Here is an 18,943-nt window from a genome sequence, read left to right as displayed (position 1 = left end):
AAGATGTTTTACATCGAATTTTCTTATTAAAACCTTTGAAATAGAGCTTTTCTATACCCTTGTAAGCTTTATTGCCTTCCAACTATAACGAGATTTAACCTTATCCCATGTCATCACGCGTAATGCCTTCACCTGACTTTGTTCTGGAATATCACTGATAACAAAAGGTGGAATAAACGTATCTTCTACAAACCCAAAACCTTTGAGCGCGATCCTTAATTCCCCTTCGATGTATGACACATCGTCAATGCTAACTTCTTGACAAGGCTCTGATGACACCACTTCAACCTCACCCTCTTTTTCAGACAGAGAGAGTTCTACGTAACTGCCGACGTCAGGCTTAACCTTCGCCTTATGAGCCCCCATGCGTACAGAGTGTGAGGTCGACTTATTAACAAAAACATGGAAACCTTTACCAGATTTGTGAATGTTCTCGACTAAACCTTTCACCTTGGTCACAGGGCCATGAAGGTAGTCAGTGGCATCACTACAAATAGAGTTTAGGTAGGTATTAAGCTGACTTTGGACGACCGTATCGTCATACCAAGCACTTTGCGACAACTGAGCTAACTCTGGCTTAACCTTCCAACCATTAGATTGGTAAGTAACAAGCGCAGTTTTTACACACATAGAAGCTTCAGCTGTACGTTGATTTTCAACGAGCAGTGGCACTATCCCATTAAGTAATCGAAGACTGAATATAACGTCATGCGCCGATACAATACCTTTCGCAAAAAACTTTATCGCTAGAGCTTTATCTTGTGAACGATAAGTCGCCGCGAGAGCCCCCCAAGCCCAAGACTCTTTAGTCTTTTTTCTGAGGATTGGTAGAATCAGAGCCCGAGCTTGTTCAAACTGCCCAGTAACAATCAAGCACTTTGCATAGTCATAATCTAACCACACGAGATGCTTTGTATCAGCGACCGCAGATTTGGTTAGACTGATCAACTCAGCAACTCGTTGCAAATCAATTTGCCAGTGTTTGTGAGCACGCAACCATGCAGATACAATTTGCCTTGTAGACGATAGCATTAGGCTCGGGACTTCGCCCTTTTCAGCTTGAAAAGGTTGCTTTGATTCTTGATCAAACAGCGCACCTTGCAAACGCAACACGCAATGAATCAGTGTCGGGAACCACTCAAGATTTTTACGAAACTGGACTAAAAGCATCTTATATTCAAGTCCACCAGTCGATATGTCCAAGTTCATAATGGTTTGGAGTAAATTTTCTATTTGCTCGAATTCAAAATCTGTTGGTCTATGGTTTCCCGATGATGATGCACGCTGGGTAATCCGCTCTTGCTGCTGCTTAAGAAATTCGTAACAAACCCAAAACAGAGCGCCTTTCAAATACGCATCTTGAGGATTACTCTCTAGCGCTTGAAAACCGACATTCCACGCTTCTTGAAGCTGTCCCGACTTTCTGAGGTTTGTGACAGTACGAAATGGCTGCTCTGACATCATGACTGACTCCAGATTTCTGTAACTGTACTTAATAGTGTTTTAGACCCACTTAATTGAGGCATTGGCATCACTTTTTTAAACTGTTGTTTACCGTTGTAGTAGAAATCAACTACTGCACTTTCGTTGTTCAGAGAAAACGTATAGCGTTGATTCCATGGCTTTTGATCAATGTCTGCAACCTTAATCCCATATGGGGAAAAGACATCACGTACGCGTTGATAAAAATCAGACAAAAAGTCTTCATCAAAATGAAAATCACCTTTAGTAGCAACGGCTGAGCTATTAGCGACTGTGCTACCAATAATTTTGCCAAACCGAGAATCAAGGTCAGATTGAAGTTCACCCTGCCCCTTGAGTTGCATCGAAGAAATTTTATTTTTGCCGTTATAGTTGAAGTGAACTTCTAGAGTGCTATCCCTAAGCTGAAGAAGATATCTCTCTTGATATTGATAATGGCGTATATCAATAATTTCTACTTGGGTTCCCTCCAGACAAGCTTTTACTTGCCCTAACAGCCCGATTAATACAACTTGCCCTTCTCCAATGCCAAAACGATTTAACTCTTCACTATCGATAGCAGCAGAGTGAATCACGGTACAAGGCTGCTGATCACCGACACTGTTCCCAACAATCACTGAGCCTCCACCAATCTTAATCTTTGGCTGATTTACCACATACAAAGATTGGGAGGTTCGGGTAATTGCCGTGTATAACCAGCGAAAGTAATCTAAACACAGTGGCGCGTGATGAGATTTACAATTGACCAAAACATGCTCCCATTCACTACCTTGGGCTTTGTGACACGTAATGGCATAACCAAACTTAACCTTGAATGCGTTTAGGTATTCATCCGTTCTTCGAGCATGATTTAATTGCTCTTCATACCCTTTACGGTTTAGCTCTGAATGGCGGTTCAAGAAATCAACGTAAATAGCTCTGGATTCATCAGCAGTCAACGACGGCTCATCGCTATACAACAGCTTTTCTATTACCTTTGCTCTAACAAGCTGAGGGGTGTTGAATTGATTTCTAAACACTAGCTCTACATCTCGGAATGCCAGTTCCACTGTGACTTTTTCTGTTTTGCCATCCACTTTTTTGTTAAAGGTGACCCACTTCGACTCCACACCAGAAAGCACTTGTCTGATTAAGCCGAAGTCACCATTAGTCACATTGATATCGTCTCGATAATGGTTGGCAACTGCAATTACTTTGTCTCCGGCGCACAACTCCAATTGCCCAGGAAAGAAATAATCACGACATTGTTTGTTGTAGCCTGCCACGATGCGATTGGAAGACCCAACCAGCATCACCTCTTTCGTTTGGGCAACTGAACCATTACATAACTGCATGAATCGCGGAACAATTTGGCCTGCCTCGATGGATTCAACGTCTGGCTGTGCTAAGTCAAAATCTAACTGATTGAACACCTTCTTATCGATGGCATTTCTAAGCATTGTCGCATTCCCTAAAACCCCACTTTCGGACTTCTGTCTCACGACCTCTCTCAGTGTCTCCTCAACGGTCTTTAGTTGATACTCATCCGATAAGTACTCACTCGACAATGCCGGGCTAAAATTCATTCCTACAGGGGGGAGCTGTGCATGGTCACCAATAAAGATAACTTTTCGGCGCACTTGTGCCTCTGTGCTGCCATTAGACTTCTGAGAAAAATCGATAAGATCTTTCAGCAAAAAACCTGAACCAAATTGCAAGCTTTCAGTGGACGAGTATGTATCTGCAAGCATCGACGCTTCATCGACAATATACACGGTCTCTTCACGGCTAAAATTCGACTTTAAAAGCGCAACAGGTAAACGATCATCATGCTCATCTTTCAGGTAACAATCTCGAAAATCGTAGATGGCACTATGTATGGTCGATGCACTATGCGACGTCTTTTCTGAAAGTACTTTCGCTGCCTTACCCGTAGGCGACAGCAACACACAATGCTTGCCTAGGTTCGTTAAATAGTTTACTACCCCTTTGGTGATAAAGGTTTTACCTGTACCGGCATAACCGTGAAGAATAAAAACATCTGGCTCAGCTGAGTTAATAAAACTTTCAATTGAATTAAGTGCCCTTTGCTGATCATCAGTAAGAGTGATCCCAGAGAACTCATCATGAATAGAGACTCTTGCACGCGTTTGATCCATCTTGAGGTCAAAACTGCTGGCCGCCTCTTGACCTATTCGCTGAAACTCTCGGATTGACGCTTCAGAGGCCTCGCTTGATAACTGCCCAGCACGACGCTGCGTTAGCTCTTCTTTTAGTTGTGCAAGCTCGTCTTCCGTTTGCTTAAGAATGGCCGCCCTTTCATTATATTTGTTTTGCAGTTTGGAGTTATCCAAGCGTAAGCTCTCTAAAGCCTCATCACGACATATAGGAGCAACAAAAGCCGGAACAAATACATAGCTACCTTGCATCGTTTGGATAAACCAGCGTCCAATCAAATAGCACTCTTCTAGAAGCCACAGAACATCAGAGGTCGTCAGTTCGAGTTCATTATGAACCGCCTTGTTACCTTGTTTTCTCACAGCATGTAGTTTACTGAGGATTTCTTGAGGGACTGCTTTCTTAAAACTTTCACTTTGCAAACGTTGAAGAAGGGATAGATTCGGTTCCACTTCAAGCTGGAGGTGGTAAAATATGTATTCTACCAACAACTCTGAAAATGCTCTCAGCTTAAACGCTGCTGTTTGCGGGTCACGATAAATGTTGTTTTCAGCTTGCTCGCCCAGTTTTTGCACTTTTGGGTAATCTGAGCTTAGAAAAGAAAAATTCGAAGATTTCACTCGCGAACTCCGTTAAAGATAACTTAATCAATATGTTTGAGGTAACAACCTAAGCGGTAAAGCGACTATTGTTTCTAGCAACGATTAGCTTGTTTAGGGTCAAAACCTAACAATCTAAACTTCTTAACAAACTCTTGGGCAGCGATATGGCCTAAATTAGCTGCCTTGACGATCCATTCTTCCCCGCTTTGCTTCAGTTTACGATCAGAACGACTCGACTTAAGGACTGAGATCCCTGTTCTATACATCGCATCTGGGTTACCTTGATTTGCGGCTTTGCGGATCAAATGTTCATAGTCTTCCTTATTCCCTAGTTGTTCGGCCTCCAACGCTTGCATATGATAAACTTGGCTACGTTTAGCCAAGCCACGAATCTCACCAAATTTTCCGGTTGCGTATTCTGCTTCCCAAAATTTTTCTATCCATGCTTGCATGGCTTTTTGTCTAATTGAAAGCATTTCCGAGGTTAGCTTTGCTAAGCCAAAATCATCCCAATATCGGCCTAAATCGACAGAAAGCCCCCTAAACTGAGTAGTACCACTATTTGGTAATACAGATAATTTTTCGCGCAAAAGTTTTTCACAGAAATGCTGCCAATAATCCAAATGATCATGTACCTCAAGCTGCGACATAGATCGAATAGCATCAACAGAGATCGAAGGTGAATCGAACAATTGCTGTACGTTTATACTCGTCTTCTTGAAGAATCTTGTATCTGTTGTCTCCCCCCTTAGGAATTCAACAGCAATTACCCCATCAAGCTCAAACACATAGGTTTCCACATTACTTTGCTTTTCTTCCGCAAAGCGGTGGATAAAATCTGGTAACTCGACGTCATTGTGAGCAAGATAGTCATGAGTTTGAACTGGTAGTAGTACTCTTACGCGACTAAATCGGGAACTATAGTTTGACCAAAATAATGAACGGTCCTTTATTTGATCAACTTCGTATTCCGTTAAACCTAATGCTTCAGAGGTTTCGTTTGAATAGAGTATTGAAGATATTGTTTGTAAGTCGTAGTAACAAGTCAGGTCATATTTTTGCTTTAGAATTACCTTAGCGTCATGAGGTAACTGATTCCAATAGCTATTTTTACTAAATGGAAGGCAATATGCTTCGACAATCTGGTGACAGCTTTCTCCATAATTATAATGGCCTACTTCAAGAATTAAGTTTCTACAAAAATCCATACGATGAGCAGATACTTTATAACTGTAGAAGTAGCTAGCCAGCCATTGATCGTCCTGTTTGTCTAAGTTTGCGACATCGAGGCACCCAAAGAGGAATTCGGATATGTTATTGCTGTAGCCATTTGAAAGTGGCAGTTGATAGTTTGTCAACATATCTTCTGCGGTACAACCCGACTCATAGCAATAACGAGCAAGCGTGGCTAAGTCAGAACTTTGCAGTGCAAGTAGCCAACGCGCTTTTATTGCATCATGCCGACTTAACATTTGAGTACGGTTTTTGACAATTTCCAGCGAGTTGATTATGCCAGGGACAATATCACTCTTCCTTCCATCTAAGGCTAACGCAATTTTGAAGAATGTGATTTCACTGAGCTTCTGGCTTGCTGTAATCCCTTTCCAAACACTATGTAGCACGCTCGAGAGTGTAGCCTGGTCTAATTCTGCCCACGGACCTTCATCCTGCAGAACATCAAGCCACTCAAAGATGTGAATATCCTGATATCTTTCTTGTTGGACCAACTCAACTATTTCCAACAGGCCCTTAGCAGGAAAACTAGGTAAAGGCATATCCACAAGCCTCTGTTCAACTAAACTTTGTGGTTGCTCAAGTAAGCTGACTCGTTTAGGTAGCTCTGGTTGAGAAAAGCTATAGCCGTTACTAGTCAACTTTCTTCACCTCTGAAAAATGTCCCAAAAACTCATCATCTTTGAATTGAAATCTAAACTTAACTTTTCGGTCTGCTGCTTTTGCTTCATTTTGATTTGCTTCAATGGGTCCACGACCCGAAATTACAGCTTTTTCAAAAAATTGATGCTTATGGTCAAATTTCATTGAATTTACAAATGCAATCACACTGTTTGCACGTAATACACTCAATTCCATATTTCTATCAAAAGCCCCTTCTGAACTTGAATGTCCTTCAATAACAATGCGGCTTACTTCATCGGCTGTAGCATCCGACTGAAAAATAACATTTGAATAAACAGGGATAAACTTTTCGAGGAACTCTTGTCCTGATAGCTTCAGCTCGTGGTCATTTAGGTCGAAAAGAATCGAATCCGTGATTGATATATCACCCGTTTCTCCATCAGCTTTAACTTCAATACCTGCTGACGTTAACGCATCATTAATGCCTTTGATTATAACCACTCGAGTATTCTGGCTCTCTTCGTATACTTCCGAAATTTGTACTAAAGCACTGATCAATAACAAAGCAAATATCATCAGTAGGACAGACATTAGGTCACCAATAGATAACCAAACCCCTGATTCATCAGTGTCACCTGCGTCAGAGGAATTTCTAAGCGCACGCATTATGCTTCAGCCTTATCTTGAACGACTTCTTGACGTACCTCTTGAGCACTGACCAAATAGTTCGCAGCTTGTGCTAAACGGTTATGGATCTTACTCGAGGCATGATCAAAGTCGTTGAAGAATGTTTCAAAGCTTTTAGTCGCACGTGCGTAGTAATCGTCCATTGCTTTTGGTAGTTCTTCTGTCACTTGAGTGAATGCTGCCGATGCAGTCGTGTATTCTTTCTTCAACGAACTTATTTCTTGGCTCATTGTCGTGGCTGCGTTTTGAAGTTCTGCCATTTTTGACGCATCATTCAGACCAATAGCTTTCGCGACACGCTCTAATGTCCCTGCTGACTTCTCTAAATTCTGGTACTGAGCCGTTAGTTCTTTAAGTAAGGTGTGGCGAGTTTGATACTCTTCCTCAAATACTTTACGGAAATTATCTACAACGCCGTTTAAACCATCACGCTGCTTGCCTAAGTTACTATCAAGCAGATCATTTTGCTCTTTGAAGTATTTAGTTAAGTTTTGTTGATACTGTTCACGGAACACTTCTAGTTCTGATTGGACGGTTCTAGACATAGACAACACTTTATCATCGATATCACCTAACCCTTGTTCTAACTCTTCACGAGCTGAAATCATTAGTTTACTTGCTTCAGCGCCAGTCTCTTTTAAGGTAGTTGTTTGCTGTTGGAAAATACCTTGAGACTCCGTCAGTAGCTGTGAGATTCGATTCTCCATTTCAGTGAATAGTTGTTTTTCACCTTCACGACGGCTTTCAACTGACTTCTCAAAATCGGATTGGGCTTTGCTCATTAATTGTTGAGCAGACTCACCGACTTCTTTGATAGTATCTGACTGTTGTGTAAATGCAGTTTGGGTACTCTCAAGCAAATTGCCTATTCTCATCTCTACTTCGCTAAACAACTGCTTTTCACCTTCGCGGCGGCTTTCAACTGACTTCTCAAAATCGGATTGAGCTTGTGTCATTAAACCACTAGCTACTTCACCCGTTTTAGTTATGACTTGCGTTTGATTATCGAAAGAATCTGAAACTTCACTTAGCAATGTATTGATTCGGCTAGTGACACTCTCAAACATGGCCTTTTCAGCCGATTGACGTTCACTCAGCGCACCGTCCATTGACTCTTTTATGCCCTGGAATGCTGAAGCTGCTGTTTGAGAGCTTTGCTCAAAGGCAATTCTCTGCCTTTCCATACCGTCTGTTGCATCACCAAGCATTCCTTTTACTTCCGAGGCGATTGTTCCCATAGCTCCTTGGGTTTCTTCACTGAAGCTCGTTAAGATTGTTTTTAATGACTCAGCAAATTCTTGAAGCTTCACCATGGTTTCTTTTTGGAAATCGTTAATCGTACTGACAGTGGCAGCCGTACTTGTTACGACTTTTTCTACATTGCGGTTCAATTCTGCAGTCACTTCATTACTTTCTAGCACCGCCTCACTTGTTTTTTGAAGTTCAACTGTAACAGGTTCGATTAGTTCAGATTTCATCTCTTTCACAAGTAAACTTACTAGCTCTTGCTGAGACTGTTCCTTGATATCTTTTAAGGTACTTAGTTCGGATTTAATTGCATCTAGCGCTGGAACCATTTGGGTTTCAATTGCTCCAGTCATGGCTTCTGATACTTTACTCGCGATTACATCACCATTGAATGAGTCACCAACACCTCCAAAACTAGATAAGGCATCCGCGATATTTGTGCCCATCAATTCAATGGTATCCGCGGAGCGCAACTGTGCATTAATAGCATCTCGCTGACTTTCGCTTCCCATATCTTTCAGGTAATAGACGGCGCTTGCTTCAAAATACTCTTTTGAAATGTTAAGTAGGAAACGTTGCTGAGCATTAGAAATTGAACTTGATGACCACTTAAGTAACGCCATAAAAATAGCTGAAGTGCTTAAACCAGCCAAAGAGGTATAAAATGCCGTTTTTAATCCTTCGAGTAGCTCTGCCGCAGACGACAACAGTGCCTTCGAATCCCCAGCCATACTAAAATGGCTCAAGCCGATAGTAATACCTAAGAAAGTTCCGGTAATACCAATACTCGTTAATAGTGCTGGCACTAATTTATATCGGCTAGTATCGCAACTAGGAACCATAAATGAAATTGGCGACTTACTTAACCATTGCTTACCATTGGTTTCGATTTTAAAATCATCTTCTAGTGATGAATAAATTAAATGTTCGGTCACCCAAGTCAATTGCACCGGCGTTAACTGTTCTGGTTTAAGTACTAAGTCATCACTCAATCCCTTGATTTTCAAAATACTTTTCAGCTTTGCTTTAGTGCTATATGTAGACACTAGTGCTCGAATGAAGAAGAAAGCAAACAGGGCAACAGTTGCAGTAATGATTAGATCGGTTATCCAATCTCCAGAAATATAAGCAAAATGATCAAACATGGGTAACCTTTAAGTTCTTAAGTATTTTGTAATTTCTTGTTCAGTAAAAATTTGTTGTGCAATTCTGGCGGGTAAGTGTTCAGCATCGTTTCTTGGTACACCATTAATCTGCACCTCACAATTTAGCCGCACACTATACATAACCTCATCGTGCTGATCTGAGTCACTCGCAATTTTCAGATAGACCTTGTCAGGAAAATCACGAATAAGTGTGGCTTGTAAAGAGGACTTAGTATCACGAAATGAATTGGTCGCAACAAAATCGCGCCCAAACTCGTCTCGTGATAGTTTCCACGCATGATTGACGGCAATAATCCTTTCCAGGATAGTCTCTAGTGTAATTTCCATCGATTATGCTCTTAAATGATGTGCTTGCGTACGATAATTTTGCAAGAAGTCATTGACCGATACGACCTCCCACCCGGCTTCTTGTGCATCTTCAATATCATTCTCTGAAATCGCAATTCCAAATTTGTTTTCAGGCCAAGCTAATTCAAGTCTTGCAGCAAAATCACCAAACCTATCAATTATGAAGTGATTTATCTCAGGGCGATTCAAGCAAGCTTGTTTACACGCGTGAAGTACACCATGAACCCCTGGATCCGAATAATCAAATAGTTCTTGCCAACCACTTAGATCATCTAACAACCCTTGTTCTTGACGTAAATTGTTAATCAACTGCCTTTCTGCGTGGCTAAGAGCCATGTGGGAATGCATAGGTTGTTTGCTATGACAATCAATACAGAGCGCTTTTAGATTTTGGGGACGGTTATCAGATTTAACTCCGCTAATATGATGGACATGTAACAAATTTCGGTGTGCTCTAAGTTTCAAATGACACTGCTGACAAGTAAAATCTCGCTCAACACGATAGTGTGAAGACACTTTCGCCCAATCTTCTGTATAACCGGTTTCTGCGGTTTCAGCTAACCTAGAAGGTAGATGGGGGAAGAATGAACTGTAGGTTGCAAAAAATTGAGCCATGTCGAATTGTTGAACAATTGAACTTATCGGTGTGCCTGTATTGCACCCTTTGTAATTCAACTGTCTTAAACAGTTCTGACAGACTTTAAGCTTAGCCTTCGTCTCCCCATAGCCAGAAGCTACTATAAACTCACCTGATGTATCATTAGTAACGACATAGCGTTCAAAGCGACCGTTCGCTCTCATACTCTGTAACGTTTTACAATCAGCCACGTGGAAACGAGCACTGCTGCCGTTTGCTTTTATATAGAGAGAAACATTTCGACCTTTGTAGCTCAATAAGCCTGAATCTACATCAACGTCCTTTAGTTCAACGTCTTTACCAATGGCTAGTTCTAGATCGAGTTTTTCAATGCTTGTCTCTTGATAAGCAAGATTGAACTGCCCTTTCTCCTCTGGCCCCATCAGACTGACAGCGGCTTTTAGGTTTTTAAAAGAGACACTCAGCTTCATGACGCACCCAGAATTTTACGGATCTGTTCTTCTGCATTCGTTATAACGCGAAATGATACTCGTCGAGATCTATTTTCATCTTCAAGGCCGTTATCTTTAAGTTCCAATTTTGACGATGAGTAACCAACCGCCGCGACATTACCCTTCACCCAGCTATAATGTTGTTCCACGACATTAGGTAGCATCATCACATAACCCAATACCGCCCGAGTTCTAGATTGTGATAAACGCATATTGTTAAAATATGCCTCATAGTCCGTTGAGTCATGATTCCATTTACTCGACGTATGTCCTTCAATCTTAATTTCTTGAATAATAGGTTTGTAGCTGTCTAACACTTTCAAATATCGAGGGAAAAAATCGTCTAAAATAATCTGAAATTTATCGGTTAAGTTCGCCTTTCCATTTGCGAATAACACATCTGGAGCAGTAAAATTAACACTTAGAGTATCGCGATCAATTTCGGCACCCCACTTTTCTAAATCCACTTCAAACTCTTTAAATAATGCTACATAAATAGCTTCTTGAGTTTGCTGATAAGTCTCTGCGACTTCTTTAATCTTGTCTCTTTCAACCATTGCGTCTCGCATGAGCGCTACGGAAATAAACAGAAATACCATCATTAAGCCAGCCATCAAATCTGACACTGACATCCAATGTTCACCGCTATCACTAGGGCGTTTTGAAGAACCAAATAGCTTTTCCATAATTACGCGACTCGACTGCTAACTACGTTATTCATTTCACGAACGAGTTTCTCGTAATCACGGGTAAACTGCTGTGTAACTGTTGCTAATGCTTCACCCATTTCATTCATTGTACGGTTAATTTCTTGCTGCATTTGGTGATCAAGCACTTCTACTTGCTTCTCTACCGCGCTGCCGGTCTTACCCACTGATTCTGTGATTTGGTCTTCTAAACTATCGAATGTACGTCTTACCGCTTGAGCTTGAACTTGGAAAACATCTTCTAAAGTGGTTTCCAAACGGTCATGCAGTTTTGAGATAGCTGAGGTTGTCTCAATTTGAAGCTCTTTAGTACTTGAAATAAGGTCTTGATTAGCTTCTTTAAGCACGCGTCCAGTTTCTTTTGAGTCATCTTTAATGTCAGCAACTAACACGCGCAACTGACCATTCAATTCTGTAATTGAGTCTTCAAGGTGTTGGCGGATCTGTTCTGTTGTATCAGTTAAGTGGTTCGTTACGTTACTTAAACCACCTGTTGCCGTACCTACTTGCTCCTGAATATCAGATGAAGCTTCTGCAAGTTTACCGCCAATGTCTTGAGCGCTTTCTCTTAACTGGGTAGAGATATCCTGAGCACCCGTCTCTAGATTAGTTCTCATTGTGTTCATGCTTTCTTCAGTCGTTGTTGTAAATTGCTGAGATGAAGCACTCAATGTTGTTGAGATTTCTTTCGTTGTTGTATCTAAGTCTTCAGCAATTTTCTTCACGCCAGCTTCAAAGCTTACTTTAATGTCTTCAACACCTTCTTCAGTTACCTGTGTAAAGTCTTCGCTAGCATCTGCTAACTGGGTACTAATTTTCTCTGCGCTTGTTGTAAGTTCCTGAGCTAGTTTGGTTGCGCCCTCTTCCAAGTTAGTACGCATAGCATCAACACTTTGGTTTGCGGTAGAGCTAAAGTTGTCGATGATTGTCTGTGATTCATTAAGCATTGATTCATAATGTGTTGAAGCCGCTTTAACTGAATCACCAATAACATTCATTGTAGTATCCATTTGCTCACGGATTTGTGGCATAGCTTCAACTGCTTTATCACGTAGATCTTTGAATGCTTCCAAACGATGTTCAAGCTCAGTCACTTGACCATGGCCAAGCTCCATTACCTGATGCAGTTTTTCCATTGTTACTGGGATTGCTTCCGCTCGCTCATTTATGTGAGCAACAGATTTCTCAGTAGATGAAATAGCATCAACTCCCAGCTGGTACTTAGTCGCCATATCTTCAAGTTGATGACGGTAGTTCTCTTGCCAATCGACTAGTTTCTTAACTGATTCATCCAAACGCTTAAAGTTCTCACCAAATTGCTCCGTCAACTTCTCGTTGAAATCGACAATTACTTCTTTTAGCGCATTGATTACTTGTTCTGTTGCTGACTTAGACAGAAGTTCACCGAACTCATCCATTTTCTTCCATAGTGTGCTCTGGAATTCAGCATTGCGCTCTGTCGTTTGCTTGAACTGTTCATTTAATGTTCTTTGACCATCATTAATGTCAGTTCTGAGGTTCTTAATTTGGGAGGTCAATGATGAGTCTTCATCACCTTTAATCGCTGACAGCAACTCGTTTGAAGCGTTCAGCTGTTCGGTCGATGCCTGCAGCTGTTGAGACATAACAGAGAATATTTCTTCTGGGCCCACTGATTTTGATTCTTCTAGTTCTTTTTGAGGAATCAAACCTAATGCAGCTTTGTAAAAAATAGAGCCCGCCATACCTGCTAAACTTGTCAAGAATGCCGTTTTTAGGCCACCAAGCAGTGATTCGATACTGCCATCAATGTTTTGTGGATCGAAGTCCATCAGGCCAACTACGATGCCTGCAAACGTACCAAGGATACCTAGCGATGTTAAAATATTAGTCGTGCTTGCTGTAAATCGAGGTGCCTTCCCTAGCACAGCCAATACAATCGAACTAACAAGTAACAATAGAATTAGATTGATGAAACCATTTGAAATGGTTTCTGCAGAAAATGAAGCAATAAATGAAGCAAGCAATTCAGTCATATTTAATAGTTCTTCGTTGGTAGGAAAGAGCATCGACGCCCCAATTTAATGGAACCTCGTTCTGTAAGAGATTTTATAGATTATTTAGAAAAAATCAAGAACATCAGGCACCTTCTATTCCGCAGGAAACGGCTTTAACAACTGTTAATAAAACAAACATTTAACACAAAACAAACCCAACATTCAGATCCAAATTTGTTGTAATTCACTCAGTGTTTTGTGCGATTGCTTTGTCTCTGATTTTTATAATCCTCAATTCAAGTTGACGAACTTTGTCTTCATTTGAACGTTTTTCAGCTTAGAGCTCTTCAATAATCATTGCATCATATTTAAAAGGTCTAATCGTTGTTACATCAACATTATCTTCTATAAAATCGAGTTGACCTTTAGTCATATTTTCCTTTGTCTTAAGGCAGTCGCACTCTCTAAAGAACGCTTTAGCTCCCTGGCCTCTTGATTGAAAGACTCACTTATTGTGTTGATTTCTTTGCCAATAACACTAACAACACAACCTAGTGATTTACAAAAACCACCAAAAACCCAAACATATGTAACAATAATCCAAACTTACCTTTGCCGTTAAGCAAGATGTTAAACATCAAAATAGAGGACGTCAACCCCTATTTGGCCGTAAGGTTCAATCCGAAATTGCTCTATTGCCAAATGACAAATAGAAAAAGCTATACATAGGTAAAAATCAGCTTTGCAAATAAAGATTCCGGGCGATTTAACCACTTTCCTACTTTCCATTGATTTATTATTTTTAATTGCTGCGTTCTATGCAGCTTCCAAACGAGAAATGATGGCTTCTAAAGGCAAGTCTTTATCACGGATTAACTCAACGACAGCTTCGATATCTTGTTCACGGTTCAAAGCTAATGCATGATTTAAGTCATCTATGAGTGTTAGCGCCTGCGCTTTGGTCAGATTTCGTAACAAGCTAACTCGATTATCCGTAGACATAGTCATCAACTCTGAAGCGGAATCTTTGGTTTGTTTAACCGAATGAGCTATGTCGTGCTTTTTTCGCTCTTTAGAAGTAGTCAAGCTTTCACCTTTCTCAATCTCTCTTGAGGATGAATCTATGTTCACTACAGTCGTAGCTCGAAACTCTTGAATATCAGACTCGTTCATCACTGTTTCTGCTGGTAAAGGTTCAAGACTTTTCTGACTATGTTTGTTTTTATTTACTAGAAGTTCAGAGTAGTAAGCCATCGTTGGTAGCATGAAATTTAAATGCTTTAGGATTGCTTGCTCAAGCTCTTTCATTTCAATTCGCTTTATATATACCCCGTCTTTGCGCGCTTGCAGTGCGAATGAAATAGAATGTTTTACCGCTTGTAAGCGATTAGAGTTGATACCATCGAACTCATGAGTCTCTAAAACACGAGACTCTTCTTGAGACTTCAAAACAGGCAAGCGTGTACGCAGCGATTTGATACAACCCTGTATTAGCTTATCGTTAGAGACCTTAATAGGGGTTGGCAATTGAAGAGTGGGGTTACAATCACCCTTTTCAACTTTGCTCGCTCTAACTTCACGCTTTACCTCAGCCATAAAATTATTAATTGATTTGCAATCAGATGGTGTCGAGCCGGTAAAAATGGGCTTAGGAACACCATCAATAAGTACTTTTAAGTGATTTGTTTGGGTTCTCTCGTAAGAGAAAGGTGTATCGGTACCAAGTTGGTCATTTAAGAATTTGATTACACGCTTTTGGTATTTGCTATAGCTAGATTGTTTACACATGATAGGCCTCTCAACGGATGTCGTTTTGTTGAAAAGCATAATATTTGAAAGAGGTGTCGAACTGAGGTTTATAAGCTTGTGAACGCTTATCCAAAAATACAGGAAATTGCGGTTTGAACAGAAAAATGTTGATTAATGTTATAAGCTTACGAAATTTAGATACTATCAGACACAAAAAAGCCCACACTAGGTGGGCTTTTTTGCTTGTTCATAAAGAACGAATTTGGTGCCCGCTACTGGACTCGAACCAGTGACACCTTGCATGTCATGCAAGTACTCTAACCAACTGAGCTAAGCGGGCAATGCTTTGAAACTTAACTAACCACTTTACTAAGTGGCTAACGCTTCAGAACGAGATGGATAATAACGAGTGAATGGGTAGCGTGCAAGGATAAATTTGCACAAAACGGTTCGTTTGCTTTTAAAAACAACAATCAGAATAAATTTTAAACACAAAGCAGATCAATGGCTTGAAGTAGATCACATTTCACCTCTAGTTCAATAGCTATATACATCTGCCTGTTTCGTGTCTTACCCCTCTGATAAAGTATTTTAACTCAAGATATTAGTTAGAATCTTCATCCACATCGAATACAACGTTGTAGTTCTCTGTATACGTACAGTTTGGCTGACGGCTACAAGTGAAAAAGCGTCGGCCTTTGTAATCGCCTTGGCTTGCCAGTTTGATGATCATCGGGCTGCCGCACTTCTTACAGAATCGAACTTCTTTTGATGGCTCGATTAAATCGATGTGTGCTGCCAGTAACCTCTTCAAACGGCTCACTTGGTAGCTGTGTTTAATAGATGCACCAATCAGTGGCAATCCTGCCGATTTACACACGTGGATCAGTAGCTTTTCTCGATCGGCCTTTCCCTTGTTGAGCTCTTTGCCGTTATCAAGTTCGATGATCACGCGGGGCTCTAACGTTCGCGGGTCGCAGACGACAAAATCAAAGTAGCTACGTGAGATTTTGTTGTTGGCGATAAACCAATTCTTCTTCTTGTTCGCCTTAGCAGGAACAAGAACGTTCGACATGCTGACCTTGGCAAACACTTCGCCATGGTTACCCACTGCAGATTTAAGTGCGTTATAAAATGTCGCCTGTTGCGCCGACATCAACGACCCTTTTTTCTGATAAGCATGATCTTTGGTGTCGTCATGCTTCACTAGATACTTTTGGATAAAGTAAAAGAACACAACCAGAACAATTACAACGATAAAGATATTAGTCATTTTCCAACACAATCACGTCTGTATAGGGATAAAGAGAGTGGCTAGCGTATGTAGAAAAGCCTCACGTGGCAAGCAAAAGAGCGAGAGTTGCCAACCAGAATCACGACCTTTGAATGCTGTAATCAACAAGAGGTCGCTCATACGCTAGACACACCTCTCCTATTTGATAATCAAATCATCAATTACACTCTAGATTGATTTAGATCAATTTACCTAAATTTGTGATCAACTAGTCTGAAAAACGTTAGGCAAATGTTAATAAGGAAATTGATATGGAACTCAAACAAGACCCAAGATGTTATACGGACGTATGTGTAGACGGTAAATGGTTCCACTATGACCACTGCGGAACTCGAGCTTATATGTTAAAAGGCGGTGCTTCCGCGGTGATTGAACTGGCAAGAGAACCGGCTACAGAGGGCGAACTGGTTGAAATGCTACAAGGTGCCGCTAAATAACTCATTTAGAAAATGTTGATATAAATAAACTCGACATATCGCTAAGTAAACCCCACTTCTCACTCAAATTTTGATATTAGCGATCTCAGAGTGTTCCAGAAGCCATTCTTATCTCACGAAGATCAGAATGGCTTTTTGTTTCCTGATTAGCGATTAACTTTCAGCGATGATGACTTGATTCCTACCCGACTCTTTCGCTTGATATAATGCATCATCCGCGGCTTTGAGGTACTTCTTGTAAGTATCTTGATTGAGTTGCTCATGAGCAATACCAATCGACGCCCCTATCGATGTGGTGAGATCTAAAGAACCGGAGTGCGTATCAATTGGCGTTTCAGCAATGCCTAAACGGATAACGTTCAATTGTTGTTCAGGATCGACGGATCCAGATAGCAACAGGACAAATTCTTCACCACCCCAGCGAGCCACTACGTCATTCGGAAGCAAATGTTGTTTAACTCGCCTTGCGACTTCCACTAAAACCTCATCACCAACATCATGTCCAAAGGTGTCATTAACGCGCTTAAAGTGGTCAAGATCTAAAATAACTAAACTGATTCCAAACCGTGAAGTATTAAATGTCATTGGCTGAGTTAACAACTGCTCTAGATAGCGTCGGTTGTATAAACCCGTTAGCGCACACGTTGTAGATTGGGTGACCAACGCTTTATTTTTACTTTGAATGCTGCGAAGCCTTATCAACAACAATGCGACACTGATCATCACCATTATTCCCAACGCGACAACAATTCGATTTCGTAACTGCTGCTTATCTAACGTCAGCTCACCAAGCTCTTTTTCTGCGTTAAGCAGTTCATTTTCTTGGGCTAATGATGCCGTGGTGAAATCTTGCTCTAGTAAAAAGATATCGCTCTGACGCTTATCAAACAACAGCGCTTTGTTACCTTTGTAGTAGAGCTTAAAGTAACGAAGTGCGTTTTCGCTGTCGCCTCTCGAATCGTAATATTCAGCAAGTGTTCTTAAACCGAGGACTTTCCAACTGCGAGTACCCACAACGTCGAACATTGCAGACGATCGCTTAAGATCAGCAAAGACAAAATTATCTCGGTTCAAACCGATATTTGCTAAGGCTCTGTTTAAGTAGCACTGACCCAGTTGAAGTGTGTATTTGTCCACTCCCGGATATCTGAGACACAAATTTGCGACCTGCCGTGCTAACTCAAAGTTCTTTTCCGCCAACAACACATCACTCTCTGCTTTCAACAAGATGATTTTGTATCGCTCACTCACATTATCGCCATTGAGCTTAGCCGCACTTTGATACGCCTCTCGGCCTTTAACCAAATCACCACTGCGCAGATAAGCAAAAGACTCATTTACATGCAGCACACCGATGGTAGAAGCTTCGAGTAGTCCACTCTTGTAATAGAGTCTTTTAGCTCTTTTAATCAACTTGAGCGCTTTAGGCCAGTCTTCTAAATAGATATAAAGCAGTGCCATATTTGACACTAACTTACTATTATAGATGTGTTGAGGGTACTTCTTGCCAAGCTCTAAGCCTTTATGGAAAAAATATTGAGCTTCAGGAAAGTCATTGCGGATATTATTGATGACACCAGCCGTGTTATAGGCCTTAATCAACAACTCTTCATAGTGGAGTGATTCCGCGATATCTATCGCTGCTCTGATTTGGATTTCAGATTCCGCTAGCTCGCCCTTACTGATGTATTCGATCGCCAGTTCAACAAGAGATTGGGCCTTTAGCCAACCCATATGTTCGTGTTGTGCGAGTGTTTTAATCTGTCTGACGTATTCTGAAACCGCTTCGGTATCCAGCTTGTGTTGGGCGAGGTTCGACAAAATCATCAATTCGTAGGCACGATAGATGGCTTTATCTTGATGGGGGAACTTAGCTCGCAGAGCCTCTAATTGTTGGGCAGCTAGATTAGGATCACCACGAGACACATCGAGAATATCAATCAATGTAGCTCCGTATTGAGAGAGTAATAACTCTTTCTCTGGACTATAAACACTCGGATTTTCAGGGCGAATGTGCTTTAAATCATCGTCATAAGTTGGATAGAGCAAATACAGCCCCAGCACAACACTCATTAGCACCACTAAAAGGAATGAACCTAACACATTGTTTCTATTCATTTATCAGTGCCATTATTGTTTACATT

The 18,943-nt window shown here is 41.0% G+C and carries 13 protein-coding genes and 1 tRNA gene; 1 reads left to right on the top strand and 13 read right to left on the bottom strand.

Features of this window, described 5'->3' with window-relative positions:
* Positions 1–51: 51 nt before the first annotated feature.
* The 12 genes from AC3CID_RS07320 to AC3CID_RS07265 form a co-directional block, all read right to left on the bottom strand.
* A complete protein-coding gene (locus AC3CID_RS07320; protein WP_253649264.1) occupies positions 52–1,464 on the bottom strand; it encodes a tetratricopeptide repeat protein in 1,413 nt (470 codons plus the stop codon).
* A complete protein-coding gene (locus tag AC3CID_RS07315; RefSeq protein ID WP_065205342.1) occupies positions 1,461–4,259 on the bottom strand; it encodes an ATP-dependent DNA helicase in 2,799 nt (932 codons plus the stop codon). The genes AC3CID_RS07320 and AC3CID_RS07315 overlap by 4 nt, the downstream gene beginning before the upstream one ends.
* A gap of 74 nt (positions 4,260–4,333) precedes the next feature.
* On the bottom strand, positions 4,334–6,115 hold the full coding sequence (locus AC3CID_RS07310) for an EH signature domain-containing protein (protein ID WP_081279955.1): 1,782 nt from the start codon (positions 6,113–6,115) through the stop codon (positions 4,334–4,336).
* The gene (locus tag AC3CID_RS07305; protein ID WP_065205343.1) at positions 6,108–6,764 is read right to left on the bottom strand and encodes an OmpA/MotB family protein; all 657 of its coding nucleotides are present in this window, start codon (positions 6,762–6,764) and stop codon (positions 6,108–6,110) included. Before AC3CID_RS07305 ends, AC3CID_RS07310 begins: the two co-directional genes overlap by 8 nt.
* Entirely contained in the window at positions 6,764–9,178 is a 2,415-nt protein-coding gene (locus AC3CID_RS07300) for a hypothetical protein (RefSeq protein WP_065205344.1), read from the bottom strand. Before AC3CID_RS07300 ends, AC3CID_RS07305 begins: the two co-directional genes overlap by 1 nt.
* A gap of 9 nt (positions 9,179–9,187) precedes the next feature.
* Complete coding sequence (locus AC3CID_RS07295) at positions 9,188–9,526, bottom strand: hypothetical protein (protein WP_065205345.1); 339 nt, start codon at positions 9,524–9,526, stop codon at positions 9,188–9,190.
* A gap of 3 nt (positions 9,527–9,529) precedes the next feature.
* On the bottom strand, positions 9,530–10,615 hold the full coding sequence (locus AC3CID_RS07290) for an HNH endonuclease (RefSeq protein ID WP_488527198.1): 1,086 nt from the start codon (positions 10,613–10,615) through the stop codon (positions 9,530–9,532).
* Positions 10,612–11,322 carry an OmpA family protein gene (locus AC3CID_RS07285; protein WP_065205347.1) on the bottom strand — a complete coding sequence of 237 codons (711 nt, stop codon included), beginning with the start codon at positions 11,320–11,322 and terminating at the stop codon, positions 10,612–10,614. The genes AC3CID_RS07290 and AC3CID_RS07285 overlap by 4 nt, the downstream gene beginning before the upstream one ends.
* Before the next feature lie 2 nt (positions 11,323–11,324).
* Positions 11,325–13,358, bottom strand: a complete 2,034-nt coding sequence (locus AC3CID_RS07280; protein WP_065205652.1) for an apolipoprotein A1/A4/E domain-containing protein — start codon at positions 13,356–13,358, stop codon at positions 11,325–11,327.
* Positions 13,359–14,135: 777 nt separating this feature from the next.
* Positions 14,136–15,107: a hypothetical protein gene (locus AC3CID_RS07275; RefSeq protein WP_065205348.1), complete on the bottom strand. Its 972-nt coding sequence runs from the start codon at positions 15,105–15,107 to the stop codon at positions 14,136–14,138.
* A 224-nt stretch (positions 15,108–15,331) separates the two neighbouring features.
* Positions 15,332–15,408: transfer RNA gene (locus AC3CID_RS07270), tRNA-Val, on the bottom strand.
* Positions 15,409–15,672: 264 nt separating this feature from the next.
* Positions 15,673–16,341 carry a DUF2726 domain-containing protein gene (locus AC3CID_RS07265; RefSeq protein ID WP_372231445.1) on the bottom strand — a complete coding sequence of 223 codons (669 nt, stop codon included), beginning with the start codon at positions 16,339–16,341 and terminating at the stop codon, positions 15,673–15,675.
* Between the two features lie 272 nt (positions 16,342–16,613).
* Here AC3CID_RS07265 and AC3CID_RS07260 point away from each other — a divergent pair, with 272 nt between their 5' ends.
* On the top strand, positions 16,614–16,799 hold the full coding sequence (locus AC3CID_RS07260) for a hypothetical protein (RefSeq protein WP_004734943.1): 186 nt from the start codon (positions 16,614–16,616) through the stop codon (positions 16,797–16,799).
* A 153-nt stretch (positions 16,800–16,952) separates the two neighbouring features.
* Here AC3CID_RS07260 and AC3CID_RS07255 read toward each other — a convergent pair whose 3' ends face one another.
* Positions 16,953–18,917, bottom strand: coding sequence for a GGDEF domain-containing protein (locus tag AC3CID_RS07255; RefSeq protein WP_488527197.1), 1,965 nt, complete (start codon positions 18,915–18,917; stop codon positions 16,953–16,955).
* Positions 18,918–18,943: the final 26 nt, after the last annotated feature.

Source organism: Vibrio sp. QJM3NY_21 (genome assembly GCF_057785975.1).
The sequence above is the reverse complement of the archived record's forward strand: the minus strand, read 5'-3'. Positions and strand labels throughout refer to the sequence as shown.

Excerpts from the sequence above, each read along its gene's own strand:
- AC3CID_RS07285 (WP_065205347.1), bottom strand. The coding sequence starts at position 11,322 with ATGGAAAAGCTATTTGGTTCTTCAAAACGCCCTAGTGATAGCGGTGAA.
- AC3CID_RS07320 (WP_253649264.1), bottom strand. The coding sequence starts at position 1,464 with ATGATGTCAGAGCAGCCATTTCGTACTGTCACAAACCTCAGAAAGTCG.
- AC3CID_RS07280 (WP_065205652.1), bottom strand. The coding sequence starts at position 13,358 with ATGACTGAATTGCTTGCTTCATTTATTGCTTCATTTTCTGCAGAAACC.
- AC3CID_RS07260 (WP_004734943.1), top strand. The coding sequence starts at position 16,614 with ATGGAACTCAAACAAGACCCAAGATGTTATACGGACGTATGTGTAGAC.
- AC3CID_RS07265 (WP_372231445.1), bottom strand. The coding sequence starts at position 16,341 with ATGACTAATATCTTTATCGTTGTAATTGTTCTGGTTGTGTTCTTTTAC.
- AC3CID_RS07305 (WP_065205343.1), bottom strand. The coding sequence starts at position 6,764 with ATGCGTGCGCTTAGAAATTCCTCTGACGCAGGTGACACTGATGAATCA.
- AC3CID_RS07255 (WP_488527197.1), bottom strand. The coding sequence starts at position 18,917 with ATGAATAGAAACAATGTGTTAGGTTCATTCCTTTTAGTGGTGCTAATG.
- AC3CID_RS07290 (WP_488527198.1), bottom strand. The coding sequence starts at position 10,615 with ATGAAGCTGAGTGTCTCTTTTAAAAACCTAAAAGCCGCTGTCAGTCTG.
- AC3CID_RS07295 (WP_065205345.1), bottom strand. The coding sequence starts at position 9,526 with ATGGAAATTACACTAGAGACTATCCTGGAAAGGATTATTGCCGTCAAT.
- AC3CID_RS07275 (WP_065205348.1), bottom strand. The coding sequence starts at position 15,107 with ATGTGTAAACAATCTAGCTATAGCAAATACCAAAAGCGTGTAATCAAA.
- AC3CID_RS07300 (WP_065205344.1), bottom strand. The coding sequence starts at position 9,178 with ATGTTTGATCATTTTGCTTATATTTCTGGAGATTGGATAACCGATCTA.